The organism is Ruegeria sp. AK4, assembly GCF_056541025.1.
In genome coordinates this window covers 29,958-52,716 of sequence record NZ_JBQFXS010000022.1, presented here as the reverse complement: position 1 = coordinate 52,716, position 22,759 = coordinate 29,958, and the positions used below count along the sequence as shown (strand labels likewise).

Below are 22,759 nucleotides of genomic sequence, written 5' to 3'. Positions count from 1 at the left end.
GTTTCTTGCCGCCGGAAATCTGCAACCGCAGACCGAACGCTCGTTGACTTCACCCGGGGCGTTGCGAACGGAAATCCAGCGCATTGCCGAGTGTGGCTATTCCACCGATGACGAGGAATTCATGACCGGAATGTCAGCCCTTGCCGTCCCCGTCCGGGATAGCCAGGGCAGGTTGGTGGCCGCGCTCGCGGTGCACGCTCCAATTCAGCGGCATGACATAGCCAGCTTGTTGCAATTTCGGCTGGTGTTACTGCGTGGCGCGCAGAAGCTTTCCCAAATGCTCTCAGGCTAGATAAGCGAGATTGCAGCGAATGTCGCGAAAACCAGGCGTTTTGTTAATGCGCCTGTCTCGTGAATTCGCGTGCGCAGCGAATGGCGGATTCGGTGGGTCGCAACGCAGTATCTCAGATTCTTGCTTGATGGCGGTTCTGGGCCGGCCACATCGGAGCGACATAAAACCAACTGGTAGCGGTCACGCGTTGCACCCAGAGGGAGGATCACTTTCGTGAGTTCGTCCCACTGTCGCAGTTCATCCTTTCATCCAGCGTCTTCAGAAGCGTGTTCAAATCTTCGGCTTCTGCCGGAGCTAGTCCCCGCATAAGGCGATGCTGCGTTTCGACATGATCGCCGACGGCTTTCTCGATTGTCGCAAATCCGGGTTCGGTCAAACGGATTAGAAACCCGCGCTTGTCTTCGGGGTTTGGCACCCGCTCGACAAGGCCGTGTTTGACGAGTTGGTCGATGCGATTGGTCATTGTTCCTGACGTCACCATTGTCAGGTCCAGCAACTCACTAGGGGTTAAGCCATCAGGTTTTCCGGATCTGCGCAGGGTCGCCAGAACATCGAAACTGGCGGCGTTCAACCCGTAAGCCTTCCAGGTTCGTTCCATTTCGCCCCGAAGCCTGGCAGTCAAACGTGAAAGCCGGCCGATGATTTCCATCGGCCCGACATCAAGGTCGGGCCGGGCCCTGTTCCATTGAGCAACGATGCGGTCTACGTGGTCCATGCAAGTTACAATGCAGGATTATATCTTGACGTCAAGATAAAAGGATGTATCTTGACGTCAAGATAATGGAGACCTGCGATGAAAAATCTCGACATTGGACTCACAGCCATTGCGCCATTGATATGGGGCAGCACCTACTATGTGACGACAGAATTCCTTCCTGCAGGGTATCCGGTCACGATGGCCGCCCTTCGCGCTCTGCCTGCCGGCCTGTTGCTTCTTGTTCTGGCACCGCGCTTGCCCAAGGGTATTTGGTGGCTGCGCATCTTCATTCTCGGCGCACTCAACTTCACGCTATTCTGGGCCTTTCTGTTTGTCGCAGCCTACCGATTACCCGGGGGAGTTGCGGCCACGGTTGGTGCGGTTCAGCCGCTGATCGTCGTATTCCTCGCCGCACTGCTGCTCGGCACTGAAGTTCGAGTCGCATCCGTGCTGGCCGCCCTGATCGGTATCCTTGGTGTTTGGCTACTCGTCTTAGGGTCAAGTATATCGCTTGATCCGGTCGGCGTGATTGCGGGGGTAAGTGGTGCAGCCTCGATGGCGTCAGGCACAGTCCTGACCCGGAAATGGCAGCCTCCCGTGTCGCTACTTACCTTCACCGCGTGGCAACTGACCGCTGGCGGTCTGTTGCTGGTGCTTCTGGCCGTCTTCATCGAGCCGCCGCTTCCGCCACTGGATTCACGAAACCTCTCCGGCATCGTCTATCTTGCGCTCATCGGGGCCGCGCTAACCTATATCCTGTGGTTCCGCGGCATCTCTCGGATAGAGCCAGGTGCCGTCTCGGTACTTGGTTTTCTGAGCCCGCTTTCCGCCGTCCTGATCGGATGGGCATTGCTGGGGCAGGCGCTGACACAAATGCAGATCACCGGGGCCGCGCTTGTCTTTGTCGCAATCTGGCTTGGTCAAAGGGCGGGGCGCGTTCGCCCGCCCAACCTTCCGAAACATCGCATCCGCAATCCAGTATGAAAGAGAACTCTCATGAAACTCATAGTATTTGGTGCCACCGGCGATGTCGGTTCTCGCGTCGTAACAGAAGGGCTCGCACGCGGGCATCACGTAACCGCAGCTGTTCGAAACGAAGCAGCGCTTGCCAAATTGCCGAAGGGCGTCAGACCGGTCATTGCGGAAGCAACAGACCCAGCAGCCCTCGCCGCCGCCATGGAATCGCAGGATATGGCGATCAGCGCGTTGCGCGCTCCGCCCGGGCGCGAAGGCGAGATCGTCTCTCTGACACGTTCGATCCTCAATGCTGCATCACGCACGGGCCTTCGGGTGATCATCGTTGGCGGCGCCGCGCGACTCCAACTGCCAAACGGCAGTCCACATACGGTTTTGTCAGACCCCAATTTCTTGCCTGAAAACATCGTTCCGATCGCCCGCGCATCGATGGCGCAATGGGAACTCTGCGCCACTGAAACATCGGCTAACTGGACTTATGCCAGCCCGTCCGCTCTCTTACAGCCCGGTCGCCGCCGCGGCGTGTTCAGAACCGGTACGGACACGCTGCTTATCGATGAAGCTGGCAAATCGGAGATATCGATGGAGGACTTTGCTGTTGCGCTGGTAGATGAAGCACAATCAGCCAAATTCCCGCGCGCCGCATTCACGGTCGGTTACTAACACTCGTCTCAGACCGATATGGAAAGGCTTTTGAGCTAGATGATTAGCAGGCCGGGCGTTGCCTCAAGGATTAGTCCACCGACCCAAGGCATGGGTCACTGCAAGGCCGACGCAGCTTCTTCCGCGACGCGGTCCTGCGCCTGGCCTAAATTCCGCTCTCAGGTGTAAACGTCCGTTTTGAGGAAGCTGCACTGCAGAGTTGTTCAGATTGATGGATGTCTCTTTTGGGCCGTTCATCGAAGCCAGGCAGTATGCTGTCTACAGGATCGATTTGCTGGCCAACACAACGGTCATGTACCGAAATCAATCGTCGTCCTTGATTGCTTCCGTTTCGATATTGATCGTTACTTTATCGCCGTTAACTTTTCTTGGGTTCATTCAAATAGCTTAAAATAAGGGATTTTGATCTGCATTAAGGTGAAGTTTCTCTGCCGGTGGTACGATTGCACATTCAGGGAGTGAGAAGGAACTTTCGATGCCGACCAAGAAGTCTAAATCTAACCCTCCGTCCAGTCTCATGGACGTGTTCAAGCAAATGCAGCCGCCAATTGCAGGCAATCCGGGCTTTGGCGCTCAGATCGAACAGTTCTGGGATGCACAAGAGAAAATGTTAGAGGAAACAGAGGCCTTTGCACAGCATTGGTTCGAACGCCGTCATGAGGCTGTTCGGACGGCGCTGCGAGCGGCGCGCACTGTGTCGTCGGCGAACCCGTCAGATCCCTCGAAAGCCCTTCAGAGTATGTCGGAATGGCAGCGCCACTCGACTGAGCGGTTGGTCGCTGACGCCCAGGAATGGTTCCAAACCGTATCCCGCTGTGCGGCATATGTTGCTGAAACCGAAGCTGACGCTGTAGAGAAAACAGTCGATGATGTTGCGACCGCGGCAAAAAGTGCGGGGAAATCCTCAAAGTCTGAACCTGTGTAGGGTTCCTTCCGCAGCTGATATCAGAATGAAGGCCCAGGAGCCTTAGAAAGGAGTTCGTATGTATAAGAACATCCTGATCCCTGTTGCACTGGACCAAGACCACGACACGCGAGCATCCTTTGAGGCTGCGCGCCAACTAGCCGATGCAGACACCGTGTTCACCGTCGTGCACGTCCAGGAGCCGATTCCGGCATATGTTGGGTCTCAGATTCCAAGCGAAGTACTTGCGAATACGCGGCACGAGGTTTTGGACAACCTGAATGAGAGTGCCTCTGAAATCCCGGGCGCGGAGGCTCGGCTTATCTCTGGGCATGCGGGTAGGGCTATTGTCGACTTCGCAGATGAGAACGATGTCGATTGCATCGTTTTGGCTTCGCACAAACCCGGCTTCGGGGACATTTTTCTTGGCTCTACTGCAAACCGAGTTGTGCATCACGCTAAGTGCTCGGTGCACGTGATCCGCTGATCCGGTATCGTCCCTGTATACTGATAACAGGTTTGCCCAATGAACGAGAACGGACACAAGGACTGTGCACTCCGTAGCCGCGCTCCTGATGATCGGCATGGGCTTGCAAACTACCTGTTTGAGGAATCCGCATTCAATAGAGTTTGACGTGGGTCAGTTCGTCGTCACGGATTTGTCGACTTACTCCGGTTGGAAGTCTTCATCCAAAACCCGATGATCGCGCATGGCGACCGAAATGATGAGGCGATACTAGTGTAAACACCCTGCCTATGCTCGGCAACTCATGGTCCAAACGCACCCTTGGTTAGTTAAGGTGAGGTGGTCGTGAAAGTTTGGATCAACGACGTTTGCTACAAAGTGCCCAAATCGGAGAAACCAGATGACTGATTTGTCCCCCAAAAAGATAGCTTCCGAAAATGGAGCTACTGCGGCTGGGCTCGGGCAGAATGACACGCGGCACCCTTATGACAAACTTGATCGCGCGACACGTGCTGCGCTCGCCCGAGCCACCGCGGGTGTTTCTCCGCATTCAATTATGGCCACATGGATGGATTGGGCGCTGCATCTCAACCGTTCACCTGGACGTCAGCTCGAACTGACGGAGCGCGCAGCCCGCGGTTTCGCAAAACTCTGGGTCTATGCCAGTGAGATGGCGATCGGGACCAAGTCCGCCCCACCTTTTGAAACGCGCGCTCAGGACCACCGTTTCAGCGCGCCCGGCTGGCAGAAAGTGCCCTATTCGCTGTGGCAACAAGCCTTTCTGAGCGCACAGGATTGGTGGCAGGCCGCAACGGCCGAAATGCCAGGCATCGCCCCCCGCGATGCAGAACGAGCTCAATTTCAGATCCGCCAGGCCCTTGATCTTATCTCTCCATCGAATTTCCCGTGGTCAAACCCGGAAATCTTGAACCGCACCATTCAGACAGGTGGTAGCAATCTGGTAGAGGGTTGGGCCCATTTCCTTGAGGATTTAGCCCATACAATCACGCAAGTGCACGAACCCGCACCTCAGGGCTACGAGATCGGTAAAGACCTCGCCACGACCCCAGGCAAGGTTGTTTATCGCAACGCGCTGTTCGAACTAATCCAATATACGCCCCGCACCAAGAGCGTGCAGGCCGAACCGATCCTTTTTGTGCCCGCATGGATCATGAAATACTATGTGCTCGACCTGTCTCCGGAAAACTCCATGGTACGTTATCTGGTCGACCAGGGCTTCACCGTGTTCATGATATCCTGGGCCAACCCCACGGCTGACGAGGCTGATCTCAGCTTGGAGGATTATCGCGTGAACGGCATTATGGCTGCGATAAACGCCGTTGAGAATATCGTTCCAGGCCAGAAAATCCACGCCAATGGATATTGCCTCGGGGGTACGCTTCTGGCGATTGCGGCTGCGGTCATGCAACGTGATGGCGATGACCGGCTTGCCAGTGTCACACTTATGGCGGCTCAGGTTGATTTCGCTGAGGCCGGCGAGTTGTTGCTGTTCATTGATGACAGTCAGGTTGCTTTTGTTGAGGATCTGATGTGGTTGCAGGGCTGCCTGGACCGACCGCAAATGACGCGGACTTTCACGACAATCCGCGCCGAAGACCTGATCTATGCTCGGGCTGTCCGCCGCTACTTTCTGGGTGAAGATGACCTTCCAACCGACCTGACCGTTTGGAACAATGACACAACACGTATGCCTGCGCGGATGCATTCCGAGTACCTGCGTGGTCTGTTCCTTGAAAACCGACTGAGCGCCGGACGGTTTGCCGTCGAAGGTCGGGTTGTTGCGCTGAAGGATATCCGCGTTCCCATGTTTGTTGTGGGAACGGAATCCGATCACATTGCTCCGTGGCGATCAGTTTATAAGATCAGACTGTTTACGGACGGAGATTTGACTTTTGTGCTGACCAATGGTGGCCACAACGGCGGCATCCTGAGCGAGCCAGGTCACAAGCACCGCCACTATCGGCAGGGCCACAGGCCGGCGGACGCGCTGTATACTTCCCCGGACGAATGGTTCGAAACCACCGAAGTACAGCTGGGGTCCTGGTGGCCCGCGATGGCGGAGTGGTTAAAAAAGCAATCAACTGGCGAAACCGCACCTCCGTTCATGGCTGGAAGACAACGAGGGGCCAATAGACTGCGCAATGCGCCGGGTGAATACGTTCATCAGACCTGAGCCAGCCCAAACGCTGTGAACTCAAGAAAAAAACAATCTCTGCGCGTAGGTCGGTTCTGCCCTTTTAGGGACAGGAATGCGGTTGCCCCGATTGGTGCTGAAAACTTGATCATTCGGCAAAGGCCGATACTTTTAGGCACTGAGCCTGGCCACAGCGTAAACTGCAGATTTTTGTCAGCTCACTTGTGCGACCGAACGCCGAAACAGCATCAAACTTGTTATCGATAGGGCGAGACCCAGAACAGCCATCCAAACAAATTCAGGCCATACCACTTCGAGACCGGCTCCTTTGAAGACGATCGCCTGACTTGCTGACATGTAGTGGCGCGACGGTAGGAACAACGTACCAGCCTGTAACCAAGCCGGTTGGCCTTCAATTGGTGTCTCTCCGCCCGATAGCATCAGCATTGGCAGGACAATTAACATCACCAGGAGCGCAAACTGTGCCATCGAGCGTGCGAGCGTGGCCAGAAAAACCCCAAGTGCCGTCGCGGTAAACAGAAACAGGGCCGTGCCAAACAGGAAAAGTGTTGTTGACCCGGCGATGCTGATGCCCAATGACCCCTGCATAACAAATATCAGCGACAGGCCGGCGGCAACCAGAACAACGGCCGCGTTTGCCCAGATCTTGGCCATCGCGATGTCGAATGGGGCCAATGGCATGGCCAGCAGATGTTCGATTGTTCCGTGCTCTCTCTCGCGGATCATCGCTGCCCCGGTCAAAATAGTCGTCAGCCACATGATTTGCCCGATCAAAGCAACGATACCTGCAAACCGCACCGTATCCCTGTTTGGATTGAATGCGCTTCTCAGAATGACATTGACTGAGGGGGGATTAACGAGATCGACACCAACCGCGAAACGATAGATCTCGGCGCTTAGAATATTGGAGATGTAATTTGCACCTATACCGGCCTGCTCCATAGCCGTGGCGTCGATCAGAACCTGAATCTCTGGCCTTCGCCCTGCGCGCAGATCCTTTTCGAAACCCGGCGGCACGGCGACCACAAAGATGAATCTCCCTGCATCCATTTGTGCAGGACCGCTTCCCGGCTCGATCTGGACGACTTGCTGGAACTCCGGCGGAAAAAACGCGGTGGAAAGCGCTCTGGAGAGTGGAGAATTGTCCTCATCCGCAAATGCGATGGAGGCGTTGTTGACGGAGTTTGCAACTCCAGTCGCCTCCATGATCGGTGCCAGCGTGAATGACCAGACAAGCAAGGCCATCATCACCCAGTCGCGGCGTAGGCTCATCACTTCTTTCAGGCCGAGCCAGAATATGCAGGAGAGACGCTGCATTTACTTCTCCTGAGCGCGAAGGCAGAGAGCTGCGATCAGCGTCAGCACCGGCCCGAAGCAGGCGAGCGCCAGTATGTCCGGCGCGAGGGCTTCCCAACCCAGACCTTTGGTAAACGCACCGACGTTCAGGTGCAGAAAATAGGAGGATGGCCAAAGCGAGCCGATCATCTGTGCACCCCCCTCAAGCGTGGAGACAGGTTGCAGCAACCCCGAGAACTGGATGGTTGGAACCACCGAGGCAATGGCTGTAGCAAACGTTGCTGCAACCTGACTGGAAGTCATGGTGGCAACCAGTAGCCCATAAGACGTTGTCGCCCAAACATACAAAAGCGCGCCTAACGCCAACGGGATCGGATCTCCTTTAAGTGGGACATCGAAGACATAAATGGTCATTCCGGTCAGCAAGAGGAAATTTGCGAATGCGATGAAGATGTAAGGGATTTGCTTACCGATCAGGAACTCAAGCCGCGTTGTTGGGGTTACATAAAAGTTTACGACGGACCCCAGTTCTCTCTCTCGCGCGACGCTGACTGCCATCAGAACGGCTGGCAGCATTATGAGAAGGATCGCGGGCATAGCAGGGGCCATCGCGGCGATGCTCTCAAAGCTCTGATTGTAGCGAAACCGAGGCTCGATCCGGGCAACTTCGATCTGGCGTTCACCGTTTCTGCGCGCCTGTTCTTCCAGAAAGGTCTGGTGCAGCCCCGCCACGTATCCTTCAACCGTTTCCCCTTTGAAAGGAATGGCTCCATCCACAATCGCAAGCACATCGGTTGGCTCGCCAGTGCGCAGCTTGCGGTCAAAGTCCGGTGGCAGCTCGACGACCAGCGAGACATCTCCTGCCTGCAGGCGCTCACGCCCTTCCGCAGCACTCTCCAAGGCGGGTGTGGGCTGGAAGTAGGACGAACCTGAGAACTCTACCACATAGCTCCGGCTCTCCGGCCCTTGCGAGAGGTCAAGCACGGCAAAATCAAGCTCTTCAATGTCGAGCGTGATACCGAAGCAAAACACCAGCATCAGAATGGCCGAACCCAGAAACGCAAACGCCAATCGCACCGGGTCTCGTGCGACTTCGACCGTCTCGCGCCGCGTATATGCCAGGGCGCGCCTTATCCCGCCTCTTGCCTTTCTTGCCCTAGCTGTCACATCGATTTTTGGAGCCGCAACGGGTGCGGGTTGCTCTGCTGCTGCAAGAATGGAGATGAAGGCATCTTCCAACGTGTCGGCCCCTTCGGCGGTCATCAGGTCATCAGGTGCACCCTCCACAAGAACGCGGCCAGCATGCATGAAGGACACCCGGTCGCAGCGCTCCGCCTCGGCCATGAAATGGGTCGAGACAAAGATCGTCACCTTGTCCTTGCGCGAAAGTTCGACCAGCAAGGCCCAGAACGCGTCCCGCGCTTCGGGATCCACACCTGATGTCGGTTCATCCAAAATAAGCACGCGGGGGCGATGGATCACAGCAACTGCCAAGGACAGACGCTGTTTGATTCCCAACGGCAGCGCGGCGGCCAGAGTGTCCCGATGCGCGCCTAGCCCAAAACGCTTTGTCAATTCCGAGATGCGTGCCTCGCGATCCGGTATAGCAAAAATGCGGGCGTGAAGCTGGAGATTCTGGTGCACCGACAATTCACCGTAAAGCGAGAATGCCTGGCTCATATACCCGATCTCGCGGCGCATGTTTCGATTGCGCGCGTCCACGGGCCTGCCGAACAACAGTGCTTCGCCTGCGCTGGCCGGCAGCAAACCGGTCAGCATTTTCATGGTCGTCGACTTGCCGCAGCCATTTGATCCCAGGAACCCGAAGATCTCACCGCGATTGATTGAGAAATCGACGCTGTCGACGGCTGTGAAATCACCAAAGCGCCGCGTCAATCCACGCGCGGTGATAACCGGGTCAGTTTCGATTTGTTGAATTGATATTTGATCTGACCCCAAGTCAGAGGTGCCCTGGGCCCGCAAGCGCCGGTAAGCGGTTTCAAGGTCCTTCTCCTCTCCCTTTATTTGCTCGGGTTTTCCCTCAAAGATGACACGCCCATCATCCATCGCGACGATCCAATCGAAGCTTTCAGCCTCTTCCATGTATGCCGTGGACACAAGGACCGAGAGCGCCGGGTTTTCGGTTCGGATCGCGTCGATCAAAGCCCAGAACTGTCGACGCGACAATGGGTCGACCCCGGTTGTCGGTTCATCCAGCACCAGTAGCTTAGGGTCATGAATTAATGCGCAGCAAAGACCCAGCTTCTGTTTCATCCCCCCAGAGAGTTTGCCCATCAGGCGGTCTTCAAATGGTGCAAGTCCGGTTGCCGTCAAAAGAGCTTCGATCCGGGCATCACGTTCATCGTGACCTTGGCCAAAAAGGCCCGAGAAGAATTCCAGATTCTCACGCACCGACAATTCGGAATAGAGGTTTCGTCCCAGCCCTTGCGGCATAAAAGCGATCGCAGGACAGATGCGGTGCCGATGCGCAGGCTCGTTGATCGAACCGCCAAGAACCTCAATCGAACCGGATTGCAGTTTTTTTGCTCCCGTGGTCAATCCAAGCAAGGTGGACTTCCCCACACCATCCGGTCCGATGAAGCCAATCAGCTTTCCGGTTGGAAGATTCAGAGATATCGAGTCGAGCGCAATGAGTTTGCGATACCTGTGCGTGACCGCGGCAATGCGGAATTCCGACGCGTCGGCCTCGATACTCATTCGAATAACTCTTGCGGGATTGGCTGTTCGAACGCCTCAGGCCAGGTGCTGCCATTATCGATCCGGATCACGGCGACACCGCGAAGACCTGTTTTGACATGTTCGATCCGGCTTTCAACCAGGTCCTCTGGGATACGTACGCGGACTCGGAAAACAAGCTGCTCGCGCTCATCCAGAGTCTCGACCTGTTTGGGTGTAAACTGCGCCTCGGGAGAGACAAAGCTGACATAGGCAGGTGTCGCGTATTCCGGCAATGCGTCGAGTACTATGCGGGCCTCGGCACCAATGGGCAAAAGCCCGGCTTCACGCGCGGGAAGAAAGACCTCCATATATACTTTCTCAAGGCTGAGAAGGGTCAGGATAGGTTCACCGGCACCAACGACTTCGCCGGGCTCTGCAAGACGATAGAGCACGCGCCCGGGCATCGGTGCCAGCAACGAACTGTCTTCAATCTTTGCCTCGATCCGGCGTACTTCCGCCTCAGCGGCGGCAATCCTGCTTTCCGCAGTTGCAACGCGTGCTTTGGCAGCACCCAAAACTGCGGTGGCAACTTGATGGATAGTTTCGCGCTCTTCAAAAACAGTTTCAGAGATGTTTTGCCCCGTCAAAAGCGCTGTAGCACGTTCGAGTTCTTGGGCAGCACGGCGTCGCTCACTTTGGCGTTGCAGGACCAGCGCCTCCGCCTCTGCCCGTGTTTGACGCGCAAGGGCCACTTCTGCCTTGGCCCGGTCCAGCGCGGCGGACAGTTCATCTGTATCCATCACCGCCAGAACATCGCCATTGGCAACCATCGCGCCTTCAACGGCTAAGACATTCGAGACACGACCAGCAATAGTGGGTGCAATCTCAACCTGCGCTGCCTCAATCCGCCCATTTCCTTGAGCGAAACCATCCGGCAATTGGTCACCGCTGTTTGAGACAATGGAATATAGGAGTGTACCCGCGATCACGAGTGCCGCTAGTGCAAGATAAACGAGTGAGTACTTCTTCATGATTTTGCGCGAAATAGTTGCGTTCGACAGTGAGTCTATCGCGCCGCCGGCTCGAAGGCCTTGCGTTGGATCAAGCCACGCTCTCATCGCCGCGTGCTATCATAACCTTGGTCCGAGCCGTGGTTCCGTGTGAGCGCTTGTGTGGAGCGGTGATAGCATAATCTGAACTATTTCGAAGGATACCGTTTGGTACTGCCAAGAAAAGCAAACCAATAGGCCAGGGCCACTCCTCCCGCCCCGCCGACAATGTTGCCAAGAGTGACCCACAATAGGTTGGTCGCTGCGGCGAAAATCGGCACAGTTGCCCCCGCCGCCCAGCCCTGCGGGAAGAAATACATGTTCGCAATCGAATGCTCGAGCCCCAGCAGCACAAATGCTGTGACGGGCCATAAGACAGCCAGGACTTTGCCGGCAACGCTGCGGGCGGCGAAAGACAGCCACACGGCCAGGCAGACCAGCCCGTTGCACAATGCGCCACGGGCGAAGGCCTCCATCGGTTCCAACCCTGCTTTGGCATCGGCGATCCTCATGGCAGTGCTGCCCATCGGACCCTCAAGCAGGCCGGTCAGGGCGAAGGCAAATGCAAGCCCGACGGCACCCGTGAAGTTTCCGGCGTAGACGATGCCCCAGCTTCGGAACAGCAGCCGCAGCGCTATCTTGCGGTCGACCGCTGCGATCACCATCAAAACATTACCGGTAAACAACTCTGCCCCACCTGCGATCACCAGGATAAGTCCTAAAGAAAATACTGCTCCACCCAGAACGCGGATCGGCCCCACAGCGCTGTCTGCTCCCGTGACCGCCATCGTATAGGCCGCTGCGCCAAACCCTATGAACGCTCCGGCTAGCATCGCAAGAACGAACATGGGCGCCACTGGCAATTTTGCCTTTGCGACTCCGGCAGTCTCAACCAACGCCGCGATTTCAGCGGGTTTGTGGGCATCGAACGAGGCCGGTGTTTTCATGTGGGGCTCCATAGTGTGCACGGATCTACGTAGCAGGGGTTCACAGCATGTCTTCTGACCTGAAACTGGTGCGCAAAAAACGGGAGCTCACTCGTGGTTTGGGTATTGTCGCCTAACACAATTTGGTGCGCGGTCATGTCCAGAAGCACCCATGAGCCCTTTTTTAGCTCCCGCTTTCATGCCGCTAACCTCAAGCAGCGTAAGTATTTTTCCATTTGCGCGGTCGGGAATTCAGCGTCACGGAGTAGCTATCGAATCTTAGTTCTGTCACGAGACTTCAATGCAAAGCTTTAGGATTGTCATCGTTTTTGCGCCGATTTGGGACTAAGTTTGAAGCCTAGGCAACGGTTAATACCGCACAAGTGGCATTGCGACTGATGCCTTGAGAGGTGCTCCCTTGAATTAGGCTACCTATGCTACCCAATCCGCGGCGGCCCGTCACAATCAGGTCCGCCGTGCATTGCTCGGCGCATGCAATGATCTCGTCGACCGGATCACCGCGTTGGATATGCGCTTGAGAAACCGCCTGATTGTACTCTTCGGCAATCTCTTTACCCGCGGAAATGATCTTGTCGGCTGCCAGCTGCACCTCTTCGTCTGAAGGCATTGTCGTGACCGCGTGATAACCAGCAACCGCGCCCATTGCGAACGCCACGGTTTGCGGCTGAGGTGTATGAACCAGGTGAATCTGGGAGCCATATTTGCTTGAGATATCACAGGCAAGGCGCAGTGCTGCTTCTGACGCCTCCGATCCATCCAAGCCAACCACGATCGTTTTGAACATATCGCGCTACCTCCTCAATGAGGGTTTAGTATGGGTGAAATTGCGCAAAACAGCTTTGACACAAATCAACATTTCTCGCTGCAAATTCGAGCGCAGTCGTCCGTCCATTTCCAGTGGCTCCATGGGACCTGAACCAACTTTTAAATTCGCTGGGTTTGCAAGTGGGTCATGCCAAAGGGATGTGTCGCAAACCTCCTGACTGGATCGACGAGCGACTTTTGTTCTCAGCGTATGGTTATTTGACAAGTTTTAGCATGATCTCTTTGAAAGGCTTCGATTTCCCCAAGGATGCAGTTTTGTACGCTGTGTACTTATATTTGCGGTACACAGAGTCGTATCGGTATTTGGTAGAGATCATGGCCGAACGCGGCGTGAAAGTGGACAACGCCACTCTCAATAGGTGGGTCGTGAAGTATTCAACGATACTCACAGCCAGAGCGCAATCAAAGAAACGAACAACGCTGAGTTCCTGACGCATGGACGATACATATATTCGTGTGCGCGGAAGGCTTCGCATCTCCATAAGGTTCCGCCGACAGTGTTTCGGCAGGTCAGAGGCCGGACACATGACTGCACCCAATCAGACGCTCCAATGCTCTGAACTCGCTTGATGTAAACGGGGCATCCACAAGAAAACTATGTTCATTTGGGATCGGGCAGTAGCCTTTCGCGTAGACATATTACACTTAGTTTGGCGCTCAAAGAGCAGTCAGCAACTAGAGACCTTTTCGACATCCTTCAGGGCTTATCTTCTGGACCAGGTTTGATTTTGCACTCGTAAAAAATCCGCGCGGTACAAACTCGGCAGATACCATTGTCCACGTTTGCAACAGCGGCTCTGATCGCATCGGATTACCGTCTTTCAGGTACTTGCAGCACTAACAACGAACCCCTGAGTCCATTGATCCATGTCATGGACTGTTTCGTTGTCCCAAGCTTATTTGAATGCGAGCGGAAAAGGAGAAGTGCCATGCTAAAAAATACTGTCGCCGTATTCTTTTTGGTGTGTCTTGTGGTTCTTGGTGCATGTGAAAAAAGTAGCGATACCTATCCGATTTCTGGGGAGCAGTGCGGCCCAGAAGACCCAGTGAAGACATTGGATGCCAGAGATTGTTTAATTCCACCTGCGTAAACCAATGCAGAGTAACTCCGTGCTTCAAGGCAATACTAAACGATTACTTCGCGGAAGCTGTTGACGTAGTTGAACGCCATGGCGGTAATCCTATGAAGAAAGGATGACCAGCCTGTTTCTCCGTTTTCGAAAGCTTCGGCTTCAAGTTCCTCAAAGACTGTCGGCGCTGGGATTTCTGCAAAGAGCTTACTGACTCCTTTGCGAGCGGCTAGACCGCTCCAAAACTCGTCGTCTCCGGTTCGGATGAACCGCAATTCTCTAGCGCTCGAAAGAAAACTACTCAGTTCGTCTGTGTTTAGCTTGGTTCTGAGTATCTCAAACCAACGTCTTGAAATGGATAGCAGTTCAGGTGAGGCACGTATCATGTGTTGGTGACCGGAACAGTACTTCAGCCTTTGCTATCAAGGTTTTCCGACTTTTATCTTCTTTTTGGGAACTTGCCGCCTCATGCTGCCGGCGAGCGGTCTTTCAATCAAGTTGTTTGTTTTTGCTCAGCGCGAAAAAGCGCTTTGTCAGGACAGGCAAAGGCCGAAACTCACACTCGGTGGCGCTCAGATGGCTAATCGAGTTCCTTTACCATCAGCAAAGCTTCAGTTGGCTCTTCGCCAAATCTAGACAGGTCGAACGGTCGCCGGGCGCGCTCGGTGTACCCTGCCCGCCGATAGAGGCCTAAAGCGTTTGTGTTTGTGGCGGCAACGATAAGCGCGAGCCCTGGGCAAGAGCCTTCACGTGCCTGCTCCTCAGCCTTGTTCAGTAAGGCAGCGCCGATGCCTTGCCTTCGCCCGTTGGGCAAGGCGGCCATAAAATTGATGTACCAATGACCCGGCGCGAGCCCCGCGAGTTCCTCGACGCAGACAAATTCCTCGGGAACGTCAGGCCCTACCGGTTGCGGCGTGGTCGGGAGAACGTAACCGATCAGTCCGCCCAATGCAGCACCATCAAATTCGGCAATGAACCCGTTTCGATAGCTGAATTCACCAGCTTTTGCGGCAACAATTGCGCGCCCGACGTCGATGCCGTCCATGTCCGGAGGGGCCATCTCATCCCAGAGCGTAGGCACTACTCCGTCACTTGCCATATCCACGACGCGTACAAGTAGGGGCGCATCGTCCGGCCTCGCTTTGCGAATAGTCAGTGTCATGGTGCGTCTTCCGTGTGTACCTCTGTCCCGCCGCACGGGTATTTCATAATCTTGAAGGTCAAAAGTGCGGCGAGGAGAATTAGCCTCAGCAAGCGCTACGCAGCGCCTTTCGGATGTAAGTATTGGCGGATCGGAAATGTGATGGACCGGACGCCTCGGCAAACCGACCAAGGGTCCATTTGCCGGTCCATGGAAACACGCAACTGGTGTATAGCAAGGCGTCATCTTGAGTCTCAACAAAGTGACGCAGTTTGTCGCAAGCGGCCCCGAATTCCGAGAGCAGTTCCACCCAAGGAGTTTCGTTGCCTCTCGCATACAGCGGAGCATTGTATTCCTTGAGCTGGTTCCATTTGTAGCCCTTAGCTGGCACATGCACCTCGCGCTCCGCAACGCCGTCTTCGTACCACTCGTGGAACATCCCCATCCAATGGATGCGATGCGCGATTACACCTTTGATCGTGGTGTCGTCATCAGGGGCCGACAAAGATGCATTTGTTTCGTCGACGCCATCGAGCGTTTTGCTTAGCTTGGCTAAATCCTTATCGAACTGGGCAAGCAAATCGGTTTTGTTCATTGCTGCTGACATGACTCACTACTAGTCAAACCAGACGATCGGTTTCTTGATCTGGCTCAACGAAACCAAGTTTTCCAGCGAGGCCATTGCGATTATTCGCGCCAATGCAGCGACAGCTCACTTCGTTCCGATTCCGGACATTGCCTCCTCAGTGTGAACTCTTGAATGTCCGCACCGAGCCCTTACTTTCTTGTTCCGCTCAGCGTTGAAACGTCTGCTATCCAGGCAAAAAGCGAAGTGAATAGCTCTACAGCGCTTTGGGACCTTATGAGATCAATATCTACTGTCGCTTAAGCATGCGCTTTGCAGCCGCTTCCATGCTTTCGTAGCTGTCACCAGACACCGAAACAGCAACCTTCTGAATGATCCCGCCCTCGAACTCTCCGGGTGTGGTGTAGAGCTTGCTAACTGCGTCGCCGCTGTCGTACCCGATGCACAACCCATCGCCTGACAGTGTGAACTTGCCCGACTGGGCGCGCATATCACCTGAGGCGACCTCCTGATCGTCGATGTAAAGCTTCATCGAGCCCAAGACCTCACCGTTGTCGCCAGTGCCGGTCGCGTCAAACTCCATGCCAAGAGTATAAGCGCCGGGCTCTAGCTCCACATCGGACTCAAAGATCTGCTCAGGTTGAATACCAAGGAAGTTGTACGTGTAGTACAGCTTATTGTCCTTCACGACCAATGCATGACCCCCAAAACGCGAACCGTGGGCAAAGATCACGCCGCCTGCGTCGGCATCTTCGATCTCGACGTTGGCAAGGATTTTGTAATCGCGCCCACGGATATTCACGGCGACGCCTTCCGGCACACATGTTGTGTTTGGATAATAGACGTAGGTGTCACGTGGCGGCTCGGCGGTGGGGCGGTCGATCCCAAGGATTTCAACCGCGCTGCGGTCATCCAGCGGCAGGACGTTGTTCTTCGCAGCCTCGTCGAACCAGACCTGAATGAGTTCCTGTAGTTTTTCAGGTTCCTGTTCGGCCAAATTGTTGGATTCTGACCGGTCGACATCCACGTGATAAAGCTCCCACACATCTTTGTCGAAGTTGCTGGTTCCTGTTAGCGGAGCGTGAACGGCAACCGCTTTCCAGCCATCCTTCCAGATGCCACGGGTGCCCAGCATGGTGTAGTATTGCACCTCCTTCTGGGTGGGATCGTCCGGCTTGGCGTCAAACGTATAGGCCATCGACACACCGGACAGGGGATACTGATCCACACCATTTTTCGACTTCGGCATTTCCAGCCCGGTAACTTCGAGGATCGTAGGTACAATATCGACCGAATGGTGATACTGATGCCGGATCTCACCACCGTTCTTGATGCCGTTTGGCCATGAGATGACCAGCGGGTCGTTGGTGCCACCGGCATAGTTCGAATACCGCTTGAACATCTTGAATGGCGCTGAGAAGGCTGCGGCCCATCCGGTCGGATAGTGGTTGTAGGTGTCCGGACTGCCCAAGGTGTCGAGATACTTCATGTTCTCTTCCAGCTCATCCGGGAAACCGTTGAAGAACTTGTTCTCGTTCACTGATCCATTGGGCGAGCCTTCACCCGAGGCCCCATTGTCGGCGGCATAGATGATCAGCGTGTTTTCGTACTGACCGGTTTCCTTCAGATAGTCGATGATCCGCCCGACCTGGCTGTCTGTGTATTCAGAGAAACCGGCATAAACTTCGGCCATCCGCGCGAACAATTTCTTCTCATCGTCATTCAGAGAGTCCCAGGGCCGCACGGCATCGTCAGGGTTGGCGACGTCTTCGGGCATGAAATTCAGTTCGGTATTCACCGTGCCTTCCGGAACGATCCCTTTGTCTATCATCGCTTGCGTGATCTCTTCACGATAGACGTCGTAACCCTCGTCGAACACGCCCTTGTACCTATCCGCCCATTCCGTCGAAGCCTGATGTGGTGCGTGATTGGCGCCGGGGTTGAACCACATGTACCAGGGCTTGGAGGGGTTCGTGGCCTTCTGATCGCGCAGCATCGTTATTGCCTGATCTGCCAGATCCTTGGACAGGTGATAGCCATCTTCGGGACCATAGGGCTGTTCGATGAAACGATTGTCTTCAACCAGGTCCGGATACCATTGATTGGTCTCGCCCCCCAGAAAACCATAGAAACGGTCAAACCCCTGGTTCAGTGGCCATTCCGTGCGGCTGGCCCCCGAGGCAACATCCTGCTCGGGCACGTTGTGGTTCTTACCGATCCAGAACGTACTATACCCGTTGGCCTGCAAAACTTCAGCAATTGTTGTCACCTGCGGGGGCAGCCTGCCGCTTGCCCCTGGAAACCCGTCGGCCGTTTCTGTAATTGCCGCCATCCCGTTCAGGTGATGGTTGCGTCCTGTCAGCAGGGTTGAGCGTGTTGGCGAACACAGTGCAGTCGTGTGCCATTGGGTAAAGGTCAGACCTTGAGCCGCGAGATCATCCATCGTGGGCATGTTGATCTTGCCACCATAAGGTGACCAAGCACCAAGTCCCGTGTCATCGTAAAGAACAAAAAGAATGTTCGGGGCACTCTCTGGTGCGGCTTTGGGAGTGAAGGGTGTCCAATCTGACTCGGAGTCCCGGACGTCCAGCTCAATCTTCCCGTTGAACCCTGGATAACCCAAAGGTTCCTTCATCTCCGGAGCATCCTGCGCGGCCGCTGGCAACACACCCAAAACCGCAATCGCTCCAGCAGTTAAAAAACGATAGATCATCAATCAATCCTCCCATGGAATAGTTTGTTTTGTCACAAAAAACTGAAACTAAAAATCAGATTACTAACTTGCGACTATCGATCAACCTAGCGATACAATTCGCGCCAGATGGGCATTTCAAATGAGCCCGTCGTCTCATTTGTCGCTTTCTGGGATGGACTTTGGGTTTTCGTAAGCCGGACGCTGCGTAAGATGGGCATTGAGCCAAGGATCATTCCCGCGATCTATGTGAAGCCTTTCATCAAGGGCCAGAAGAACGATTACAAAGATGCTGAGGCGATAGCTGAAGCGGTTTAGATTTGGCACTGCATCTCAGGTTGGCTGTGAGCCCTCAGCCGCCGTTGGCAAGGAACTCTTTGATCCGCGTATTCAGGGTATCTGGTGCGTCCTCGTGGATCATGTGTGACCCGTTTTCGATGATTTCGACATGCGCATCAGGCAGCCGCTCGCTAAGTCCATCGATTAGCAGCCTGAACAAGTGCGGACTATCACCCCCGCCTACGAGAAGAACCGGAATATGGATGTCCGAAAACGATGTTCCGATCAGATCGGGGAAGCCATGATACAGTGAGAGGGCTCTGTCAGGCCCTCGGTTATCCCAAACTTGAGCGTAGCGTTCCTCCGACAGTGCCTCGAAATATCTGTCACCCAAAACCCCTCGGCCAAACGTTTCAATTGCCAATTCATCGTCGCCGGATCGAAACGCCTTTTCAGAAGGGCCAACGGTGCCTACGCCAAACCTAATGATGGCGAGCGCAAGTCGGGGCGCCGAGAACAAAAGGCCGATCAACTGGACCGGCTTTGGTGGAATACTCACGTACATTGAGACAGTAGGCGGTTCTATGAGGACGAGGCTGCGGAACATCTCCGGCACCTGCTGGGCCGCTAAGAGTGAAACAAGGCCGCCCCACGAATGCCCTACGACGTGTGCCGGTCCTGCATCCATTACTTTGATCAAACTCGCCAGATCTTCTACATGCACCTGGATAGGGTCTCTGGCATCGATTGATATCGGAGCGTTCGGCACATGATAGCGTCGACTGTAGGCAATCGTGCGATAGTTTTCCGAGAAAACGCCAAGCTGTTGGGACCAAGTGCGCACGTCCGAGGCGCTGCCATGCACAAAAACCAGTGGCTCGCCTTCACCCTTTTCGAAGGTCGCAAGAACGGCACCGTTCACTTCTACTGACTTGGCTTCATCCAAATCGAGCATGGTTCTAAAAATAGCGCAATCCAACATCGTTGTTAACGGCAGCTTCGCCGGCCGCACTGCAGGTGCGGCTTTGCAAGATGAACGGCAGGTTTGAGTCGAGAGTACTTGCTGCGACTGCCCATTCGAAGGCCGGTTTTTTTGGTGGGCGGGTCAGCCAACTCCGACCCGCCATCCCCCTATGGTTTTTAGAACTTACCGTTCCCATGCGCCATCTCTGCAGGGGTGGGCGAAACGACATCCCAATGCTCGACGATCTTTCCGTCCTCAACGCGCCACAGGTCGAAGAAAGCCCAAGGTTTCTCGCTGACAGTGGCATCTGAAGCGACAAAGACAAAGTTGCCTTCTGCCACAACGATCTGTGGCTCAAATTTAGTTATGACGTTGCCTTGTTCAGCCCAGGCCTTGGTGCCATCCATCAGACCATCAATCCCATCGGCAAGCATTGGATTGTGCTGCATATAGACCTCAGAATACTCGGGGGCTTTCTCTGGTGCGGCACCACCCAAGACGTCGCGAACAAACCCAAGAACCAACGCCTTGTTCTCTTCTGTTTTGTCCAAATCGGTGATCTCTGTCGCGCCATCCGTCATCCCCCGACCAGACACCGTCGTTTCAGGAACTGGCTGCAAATTGTCCCAATGCTCTGCAACTTTGCCGTCCTCGACCCGGAATATATCGAATGCGGCAAGGGTCGGTGCGCCAAACGCATCAGCATTTTCAAAGGTGCTGTGCAGAACCACCATATCGCCTTCGGCGATGACGCGATGGGTTGTGCCAATCATTCCGGATTGCTCGACCAAAGGTATCAGGCCAACCAACCCGTCGGCTCCGGTCGGGATTTGTGGGTTATGCTGGATGTAATCCGAGGTCACGAGTTGCCGCACGGCTTCCGGATCGTGATCGGCAAAGGCAGCGGTAAAGAGTGCGATTACAAGTTCTTTAGGAGACATGGCTTTATCCTCTGATTCGTATCCTCTCGATACGTGGTAGCAAAACCATACCACATTGCAATTACGTACCTTAAACTAACTTGGTATGCTCAACGCTACTGCTATATAGATTAGGTTGTTGTGCAAAACCTGATGCAGGGCTATGGTGTCCTTCAGTTTCGAAATAATACCAGAGACTGATATGCTACCTATTGGTGTTGCCAACAAAGCAGAAGCTTCCAACTGCTCCATCCGCTCCGTGCTATCCAATGTGACCGGCAAATGGCGGATGATTATTATCCTAGCTCTGGAAGATGAGCCGAAACGCTTTGGCGACTTAAAACGCTGCATCGGAGACGTCACGCAAAGTGTGCTAACCGAGAACCTGCGTGGATTGCAGCGTGACGGTTACTTGACCCGCACTGTCGATCCCGGGCCACCAGTGGCTGTTTCCTATGAATTGACGCCTTTAGGCCGAAGCTTACTCGAGATGCTGAAGCCACTTGTCTTCTGGTCGCATGAACAGATGGATGAAGTCAGAAAATTCCGCATGCAATTTGACCGCGAGCAGGCGAGCTGACCTCAAAGCCGATACATGTCTCTTTACGGTAGATAGTTGCAATGTTGCGCAGACTGTGGGTTCAGCGAAACCTCAATCTCACGCACGCCGCGAACGGCAGCAAGCCGTTGAACGACCAAAGGCGAGAATGGGTCGAGACTTCCAACCGTGGAAAGCGAACGCTACAGGAAACTTCGATGATGGTTGAAAACCATTCTAACTGCAAAGCTTCGGGGAACCTGCGCTCGTGATTTTCCGGCCGTAGAACATGAGGCGGACTCCAGCCCAGTATGCCGCGGCTTCACACATGGGACATGGTCGGGAAGATGAGTACATGACCGCTCCGCTCAAATCCCGGTCACTGAGTCGACGCGCCGCGTCCCTGATCGCGGCCATTTCAGCGTGGGCCGTGGGGTCTTGATCCAAGATGACCCTGCTCCATGATTGGCCAATAATAACGTTGTCGCGCACCACAACTGCGCCATACCCCTGATCTCCATGATCAATCGCATACTGACGCATTTCGAAAGCGCGTTCCATGAATGTGGCATCCTTGGGATCACTTGGTTGAGGTATTGCGTCGTCCGCCCTTGTGGAAGTTTGGCCTACAGCGGAGCCACTCAATCCAATTGTCAGTGCGCCAATGCCTGATGCAGCGAGAAAGCTGCGCCTCGGGAAAGCGAGCGTGCTGTAGCAGTCCTGTTCACTTTTTCTGATCTTGTCCATTGTGCCGTTACCTGTGAGATGTGTTCAACTCTGTCCCCGCTCCGCTACGAGAGGAACTTGATTTGAGGTTGGTCTCATACAAGCTGCCATCGGCACGTGTGAGGTGGAACGCTCCGCTTCAGCCTGCTGGACTGGTCTCAATCCTCTTTTCTTAGCCGTTCTGCCATCTCAGCAAATCCGCGTAGTTCAGCGTGTTCGATTGGCGTAGTTCCGTTTCGATCGGCAAGCGATCGGTCAGCACCCGCTGCCAACAGTGCATCCAGAACTGCAATATGATCCGGCCCGCCGTCACCAAGCACAACGGCTTCGATAACTGCTGTCCAGTGCAGATTGTTCACATGGTCCAGAGGCGCGCCAGCAGCGATCAGCCGTCTGACAATCTCAACATGACCAAGGTGCGCGGCCGCGATCAGAGCCGTTCCTTCATAAGGGCTGGTCGTAAGGCCGGGATCGTTGCCCAACTCGATTGCGAGCGTCATCAGTTCTGGATCGTTTGCAACGGCCGCGATCGTGACCACGTCGTAAGCCTGACCTTCTAACGCATTCATATCGGCGCCAGCCTCAGCCAGTGTACTCAATGCCTCGTCCTCTGAAGCAAAGGCGGCCACATGGGCTGGTGTGCGACCCCGCGAGTCCCGCGCGTTGACGTTTGCCCCTGTCGCAACGAGTTGCCGGATCCTTTCTTCGTTGCCGGTGTGAGCGGCTGCGGAGAGACCGTCGTATTGCGCGACCTCATCAACCGAAGGCGGTGTCTGCGCCGCGCTTGCGCTGGCGGCTAGACCCGTCACGAAGGCAAAAAGTAGAAAACGAAACATGGCTGATCCTATTACCTACATATTGGTCAGCTATAGTA

The 22,759-nt window shown here is 54.8% G+C and carries 21 protein-coding genes and 2 pseudogenes; 9 read left to right on the top strand and 14 right to left on the bottom strand.

The window, feature by feature from the left end; translation table 11 throughout:
- The coding region (locus ACR0EZ_RS22315) for an IclR family transcriptional regulator domain-containing protein (RefSeq protein WP_480617003.1) at positions 1 to 292 on the top strand (292 nt) is incomplete at its 5' end.
- Between the two features lie 205 nt (positions 293 to 497).
- On the opposite strand, the gene ACR0EZ_RS22310 is transcribed toward ACR0EZ_RS22315, so the two are convergent.
- A complete protein-coding gene (locus tag ACR0EZ_RS22310) occupies positions 498 to 1,007 on the bottom strand; it encodes a MarR family winged helix-turn-helix transcriptional regulator (RefSeq protein WP_480617002.1) in 510 nt (169 codons plus the stop codon).
- A gap of 78 nt (positions 1,008 to 1,085) precedes the next feature.
- Between ACR0EZ_RS22310 and ACR0EZ_RS22305 the strand changes: the two genes are divergently transcribed.
- The 5 genes from ACR0EZ_RS22305 to ACR0EZ_RS22285 all read left to right on the top strand — a co-directional run bounded on the left by ACR0EZ_RS22305 (position 1,086) and on the right by ACR0EZ_RS22285 (position 6,191).
- On the top strand, positions 1,086 to 1,973 hold the full coding sequence (locus ACR0EZ_RS22305; protein ID WP_480617001.1) for an EamA family transporter: 888 nt from the start codon (positions 1,086 to 1,088) through the stop codon (positions 1,971 to 1,973).
- 12 nt (positions 1,974 to 1,985) lie between these two features.
- Positions 1,986 to 2,627, top strand: coding sequence for an NAD(P)-dependent oxidoreductase (locus tag ACR0EZ_RS22300; RefSeq protein WP_480617000.1), 642 nt, complete (start codon positions 1,986 to 1,988; stop codon positions 2,625 to 2,627).
- A 475-nt stretch (positions 2,628 to 3,102) separates the two neighbouring features.
- A complete protein-coding gene (locus ACR0EZ_RS22295; RefSeq protein ID WP_480616999.1) occupies positions 3,103 to 3,552 on the top strand; it encodes a phasin family protein in 450 nt (149 codons plus the stop codon).
- 58 nt (positions 3,553 to 3,610) lie between these two features.
- The gene (locus ACR0EZ_RS22290) at positions 3,611 to 4,018 is read left to right on the top strand and encodes a universal stress protein (protein WP_480616998.1); all 408 of its coding nucleotides are present in this window, start codon (positions 3,611 to 3,613) and stop codon (positions 4,016 to 4,018) included.
- Positions 4,019 to 4,397: 379 nt separating this feature from the next.
- Positions 4,398 to 6,191, top strand: a complete 1,794-nt coding sequence (locus tag ACR0EZ_RS22285) for a PHA/PHB synthase family protein (protein ID WP_480616997.1) — start codon at positions 4,398 to 4,400, stop codon at positions 6,189 to 6,191.
- A gap of 174 nt (positions 6,192 to 6,365) precedes the next feature.
- Here the strand turns inward: ACR0EZ_RS22285 and ACR0EZ_RS22280 are convergent, their stop codons facing one another.
- The 5 genes from ACR0EZ_RS22280 to ACR0EZ_RS22260 all read right to left on the bottom strand — a co-directional run bounded on the left by ACR0EZ_RS22280 (position 6,366) and on the right by ACR0EZ_RS22260 (position 12,928).
- On the bottom strand, positions 6,366 to 7,490 hold the full coding sequence (locus tag ACR0EZ_RS22280; RefSeq protein WP_480616996.1) for an ABC transporter permease: 1,125 nt from the start codon (positions 7,488 to 7,490) through the stop codon (positions 6,366 to 6,368).
- On the bottom strand, positions 7,491 to 10,187 hold the full coding sequence (gene rbbA, locus ACR0EZ_RS22275; protein WP_480616995.1) for a ribosome-associated ATPase/putative transporter RbbA: 2,697 nt from the start codon (positions 10,185 to 10,187) through the stop codon (positions 7,491 to 7,493).
- A complete protein-coding gene (locus tag ACR0EZ_RS22270) occupies positions 10,184 to 11,179 on the bottom strand; it encodes an HlyD family secretion protein (RefSeq protein WP_480616994.1) in 996 nt (331 codons plus the stop codon). Before ACR0EZ_RS22270 ends, rbbA begins: the two co-directional genes overlap by 4 nt.
- Before the next feature lie 167 nt (positions 11,180 to 11,346).
- Positions 11,347 to 12,144 (bottom strand): formate/nitrite transporter family protein, encoded by a 798-nt coding sequence (locus ACR0EZ_RS22265; protein ID WP_480616993.1) that lies wholly within the window; start codon positions 12,142 to 12,144, stop codon positions 11,347 to 11,349.
- A 337-nt stretch (positions 12,145 to 12,481) separates the two neighbouring features.
- A complete protein-coding gene (locus ACR0EZ_RS22260) occupies positions 12,482 to 12,928 on the bottom strand; it encodes a universal stress protein (RefSeq protein WP_480616992.1) in 447 nt (148 codons plus the stop codon).
- 254 nt (positions 12,929 to 13,182) lie between these two features.
- Here ACR0EZ_RS22260 and ACR0EZ_RS22255 point away from each other — a divergent pair.
- Positions 13,183 to 13,398: pseudogene (locus ACR0EZ_RS22255) on the top strand (IS6 family transposase); the annotation flags it as partial.
- A 697-nt stretch (positions 13,399 to 14,095) separates the two neighbouring features.
- Here ACR0EZ_RS22255 and ACR0EZ_RS22250 read toward each other — a convergent pair.
- The 4 genes from ACR0EZ_RS22250 to ACR0EZ_RS22235 form a co-directional block, all read right to left on the bottom strand.
- Complete coding sequence (locus tag ACR0EZ_RS22250; RefSeq protein WP_480616991.1) at positions 14,096 to 14,425, bottom strand: nuclear transport factor 2 family protein; 330 nt, start codon at positions 14,423 to 14,425, stop codon at positions 14,096 to 14,098.
- A gap of 194 nt (positions 14,426 to 14,619) precedes the next feature.
- The gene (locus ACR0EZ_RS22245) at positions 14,620 to 15,084 is read right to left on the bottom strand and encodes a GNAT family N-acetyltransferase (RefSeq protein ID WP_480616990.1); all 465 of its coding nucleotides are present in this window, start codon (positions 15,082 to 15,084) and stop codon (positions 14,620 to 14,622) included.
- A 202-nt stretch (positions 15,085 to 15,286) separates the two neighbouring features.
- Complete coding sequence (locus ACR0EZ_RS22240; RefSeq protein ID WP_480616989.1) at positions 15,287 to 15,787, bottom strand: ClbS/DfsB family four-helix bundle protein; 501 nt, start codon at positions 15,785 to 15,787, stop codon at positions 15,287 to 15,289.
- A 268-nt stretch (positions 15,788 to 16,055) separates the two neighbouring features.
- Positions 16,056 to 18,401: an arylsulfatase gene (locus ACR0EZ_RS22235; protein WP_480617005.1), complete on the bottom strand. Its 2,346-nt coding sequence runs from the start codon at positions 18,399 to 18,401 to the stop codon at positions 16,056 to 16,058.
- A 267-nt stretch (positions 18,402 to 18,668) separates the two neighbouring features.
- On the opposite strand from ACR0EZ_RS22235, the pseudogene ACR0EZ_RS22230 reads away from it, so the two are divergent.
- Positions 18,669 to 18,770, top strand: a pseudogene (locus ACR0EZ_RS22230) (IS110 family transposase); the annotation flags it as partial.
- 40 nt (positions 18,771 to 18,810) lie between these two features.
- On the opposite strand, the gene ACR0EZ_RS22225 reads toward ACR0EZ_RS22230, so the two are convergent.
- Positions 18,811 to 19,692 (bottom strand): alpha/beta fold hydrolase, encoded by an 882-nt coding sequence (locus tag ACR0EZ_RS22225; protein WP_480616988.1) that lies wholly within the window; start codon positions 19,690 to 19,692, stop codon positions 18,811 to 18,813.
- A gap of 185 nt (positions 19,693 to 19,877) precedes the next feature.
- Positions 19,878 to 20,696, bottom strand: coding sequence for a nuclear transport factor 2 family protein (locus ACR0EZ_RS22220; RefSeq protein WP_480616987.1), 819 nt, complete (start codon positions 20,694 to 20,696; stop codon positions 19,878 to 19,880).
- Between the two features lie 127 nt (positions 20,697 to 20,823).
- Between ACR0EZ_RS22220 and ACR0EZ_RS22215 the strand changes: the two genes are divergently transcribed.
- Positions 20,824 to 21,201, top strand: coding sequence for a winged helix-turn-helix transcriptional regulator (locus ACR0EZ_RS22215; RefSeq protein ID WP_480616986.1), 378 nt, complete (start codon positions 20,824 to 20,826; stop codon positions 21,199 to 21,201).
- Between the two features lie 195 nt (positions 21,202 to 21,396).
- On the opposite strand, the gene ACR0EZ_RS22210 is transcribed toward ACR0EZ_RS22215, so the two are convergent.
- Both ACR0EZ_RS22210 and ACR0EZ_RS22205 read right to left on the bottom strand, forming a co-directional pair.
- Positions 21,397 to 21,906, bottom strand: a complete 510-nt coding sequence (locus tag ACR0EZ_RS22210; RefSeq protein WP_480616985.1) for a nucleoside deaminase — start codon at positions 21,904 to 21,906, stop codon at positions 21,397 to 21,399.
- A gap of 137 nt (positions 21,907 to 22,043) precedes the next feature.
- The gene (locus ACR0EZ_RS22205; protein WP_480616984.1) at positions 22,044 to 22,694 is read right to left on the bottom strand and encodes an ankyrin repeat domain-containing protein; all 651 of its coding nucleotides are present in this window, start codon (positions 22,692 to 22,694) and stop codon (positions 22,044 to 22,046) included.
- Between the last annotated feature and the right edge of the window lie 65 nt (positions 22,695 to 22,759).

What these genes read in the sequence shown, in the direction of transcription:
- ACR0EZ_RS22310 (WP_480617002.1), bottom strand. Translation starts at nt 1,007, where the DNA reads ATGGACCACGTAGACCGCATCGTTGCTCAATGGAACAGGGCCCGGCCC.
- ACR0EZ_RS22305 (WP_480617001.1), top strand. Translation starts at nt 1,086, where the DNA reads ATGAAAAATCTCGACATTGGACTCACAGCCATTGCGCCATTGATATGG.
- ACR0EZ_RS22300 (WP_480617000.1), top strand. Translation starts at nt 1,986, where the DNA reads ATGAAACTCATAGTATTTGGTGCCACCGGCGATGTCGGTTCTCGCGTC.
- ACR0EZ_RS22295 (WP_480616999.1), top strand. Translation starts at nt 3,103, where the DNA reads ATGCCGACCAAGAAGTCTAAATCTAACCCTCCGTCCAGTCTCATGGAC.
- ACR0EZ_RS22290 (WP_480616998.1), top strand. Translation starts at nt 3,611, where the DNA reads ATGTATAAGAACATCCTGATCCCTGTTGCACTGGACCAAGACCACGAC.
- ACR0EZ_RS22285 (WP_480616997.1), top strand. Translation starts at nt 4,398, where the DNA reads ATGACTGATTTGTCCCCCAAAAAGATAGCTTCCGAAAATGGAGCTACT.
- ACR0EZ_RS22280 (WP_480616996.1), bottom strand. Translation starts at nt 7,490, where the DNA reads ATGCAGCGTCTCTCCTGCATATTCTGGCTCGGCCTGAAAGAAGTGATG.
- rbbA (WP_480616995.1), bottom strand. Translation starts at nt 10,187, where the DNA reads ATGAGTATCGAGGCCGACGCGTCGGAATTCCGCATTGCCGCGGTCACG.
- ACR0EZ_RS22270 (WP_480616994.1), bottom strand. Translation starts at nt 11,179, where the DNA reads ATGAAGAAGTACTCACTCGTTTATCTTGCACTAGCGGCACTCGTGATC.
- ACR0EZ_RS22265 (WP_480616993.1), bottom strand. Translation starts at nt 12,144, where the DNA reads ATGAAAACACCGGCCTCGTTCGATGCCCACAAACCCGCTGAAATCGCG.
- ACR0EZ_RS22260 (WP_480616992.1), bottom strand. Translation starts at nt 12,928, where the DNA reads ATGTTCAAAACGATCGTGGTTGGCTTGGATGGATCGGAGGCGTCAGAA.
- ACR0EZ_RS22250 (WP_480616991.1), bottom strand. Translation starts at nt 14,425, where the DNA reads ATGATACGTGCCTCACCTGAACTGCTATCCATTTCAAGACGTTGGTTT.
- ACR0EZ_RS22245 (WP_480616990.1), bottom strand. Translation starts at nt 15,084, where the DNA reads ATGGACGGCATCGACGTCGGGCGCGCAATTGTTGCCGCAAAAGCTGGT.
- ACR0EZ_RS22240 (WP_480616989.1), bottom strand. Translation starts at nt 15,787, where the DNA reads ATGTCAGCAGCAATGAACAAAACCGATTTGCTTGCCCAGTTCGATAAG.
- ACR0EZ_RS22235 (WP_480617005.1), bottom strand. Translation starts at nt 18,401, where the DNA reads ATGAAGGAACCTTTGGGTTATCCAGGGTTCAACGGGAAGATTGAGCTG.
- ACR0EZ_RS22225 (WP_480616988.1), bottom strand. Translation starts at nt 19,692, where the DNA reads ATGCTCGATTTGGATGAAGCCAAGTCAGTAGAAGTGAACGGTGCCGTT.
- ACR0EZ_RS22215 (WP_480616986.1), top strand. Translation starts at nt 20,824, where the DNA reads ATGCTACCTATTGGTGTTGCCAACAAAGCAGAAGCTTCCAACTGCTCC.
- ACR0EZ_RS22210 (WP_480616985.1), bottom strand. Translation starts at nt 21,906, where the DNA reads ATGGACAAGATCAGAAAAAGTGAACAGGACTGCTACAGCACGCTCGCT.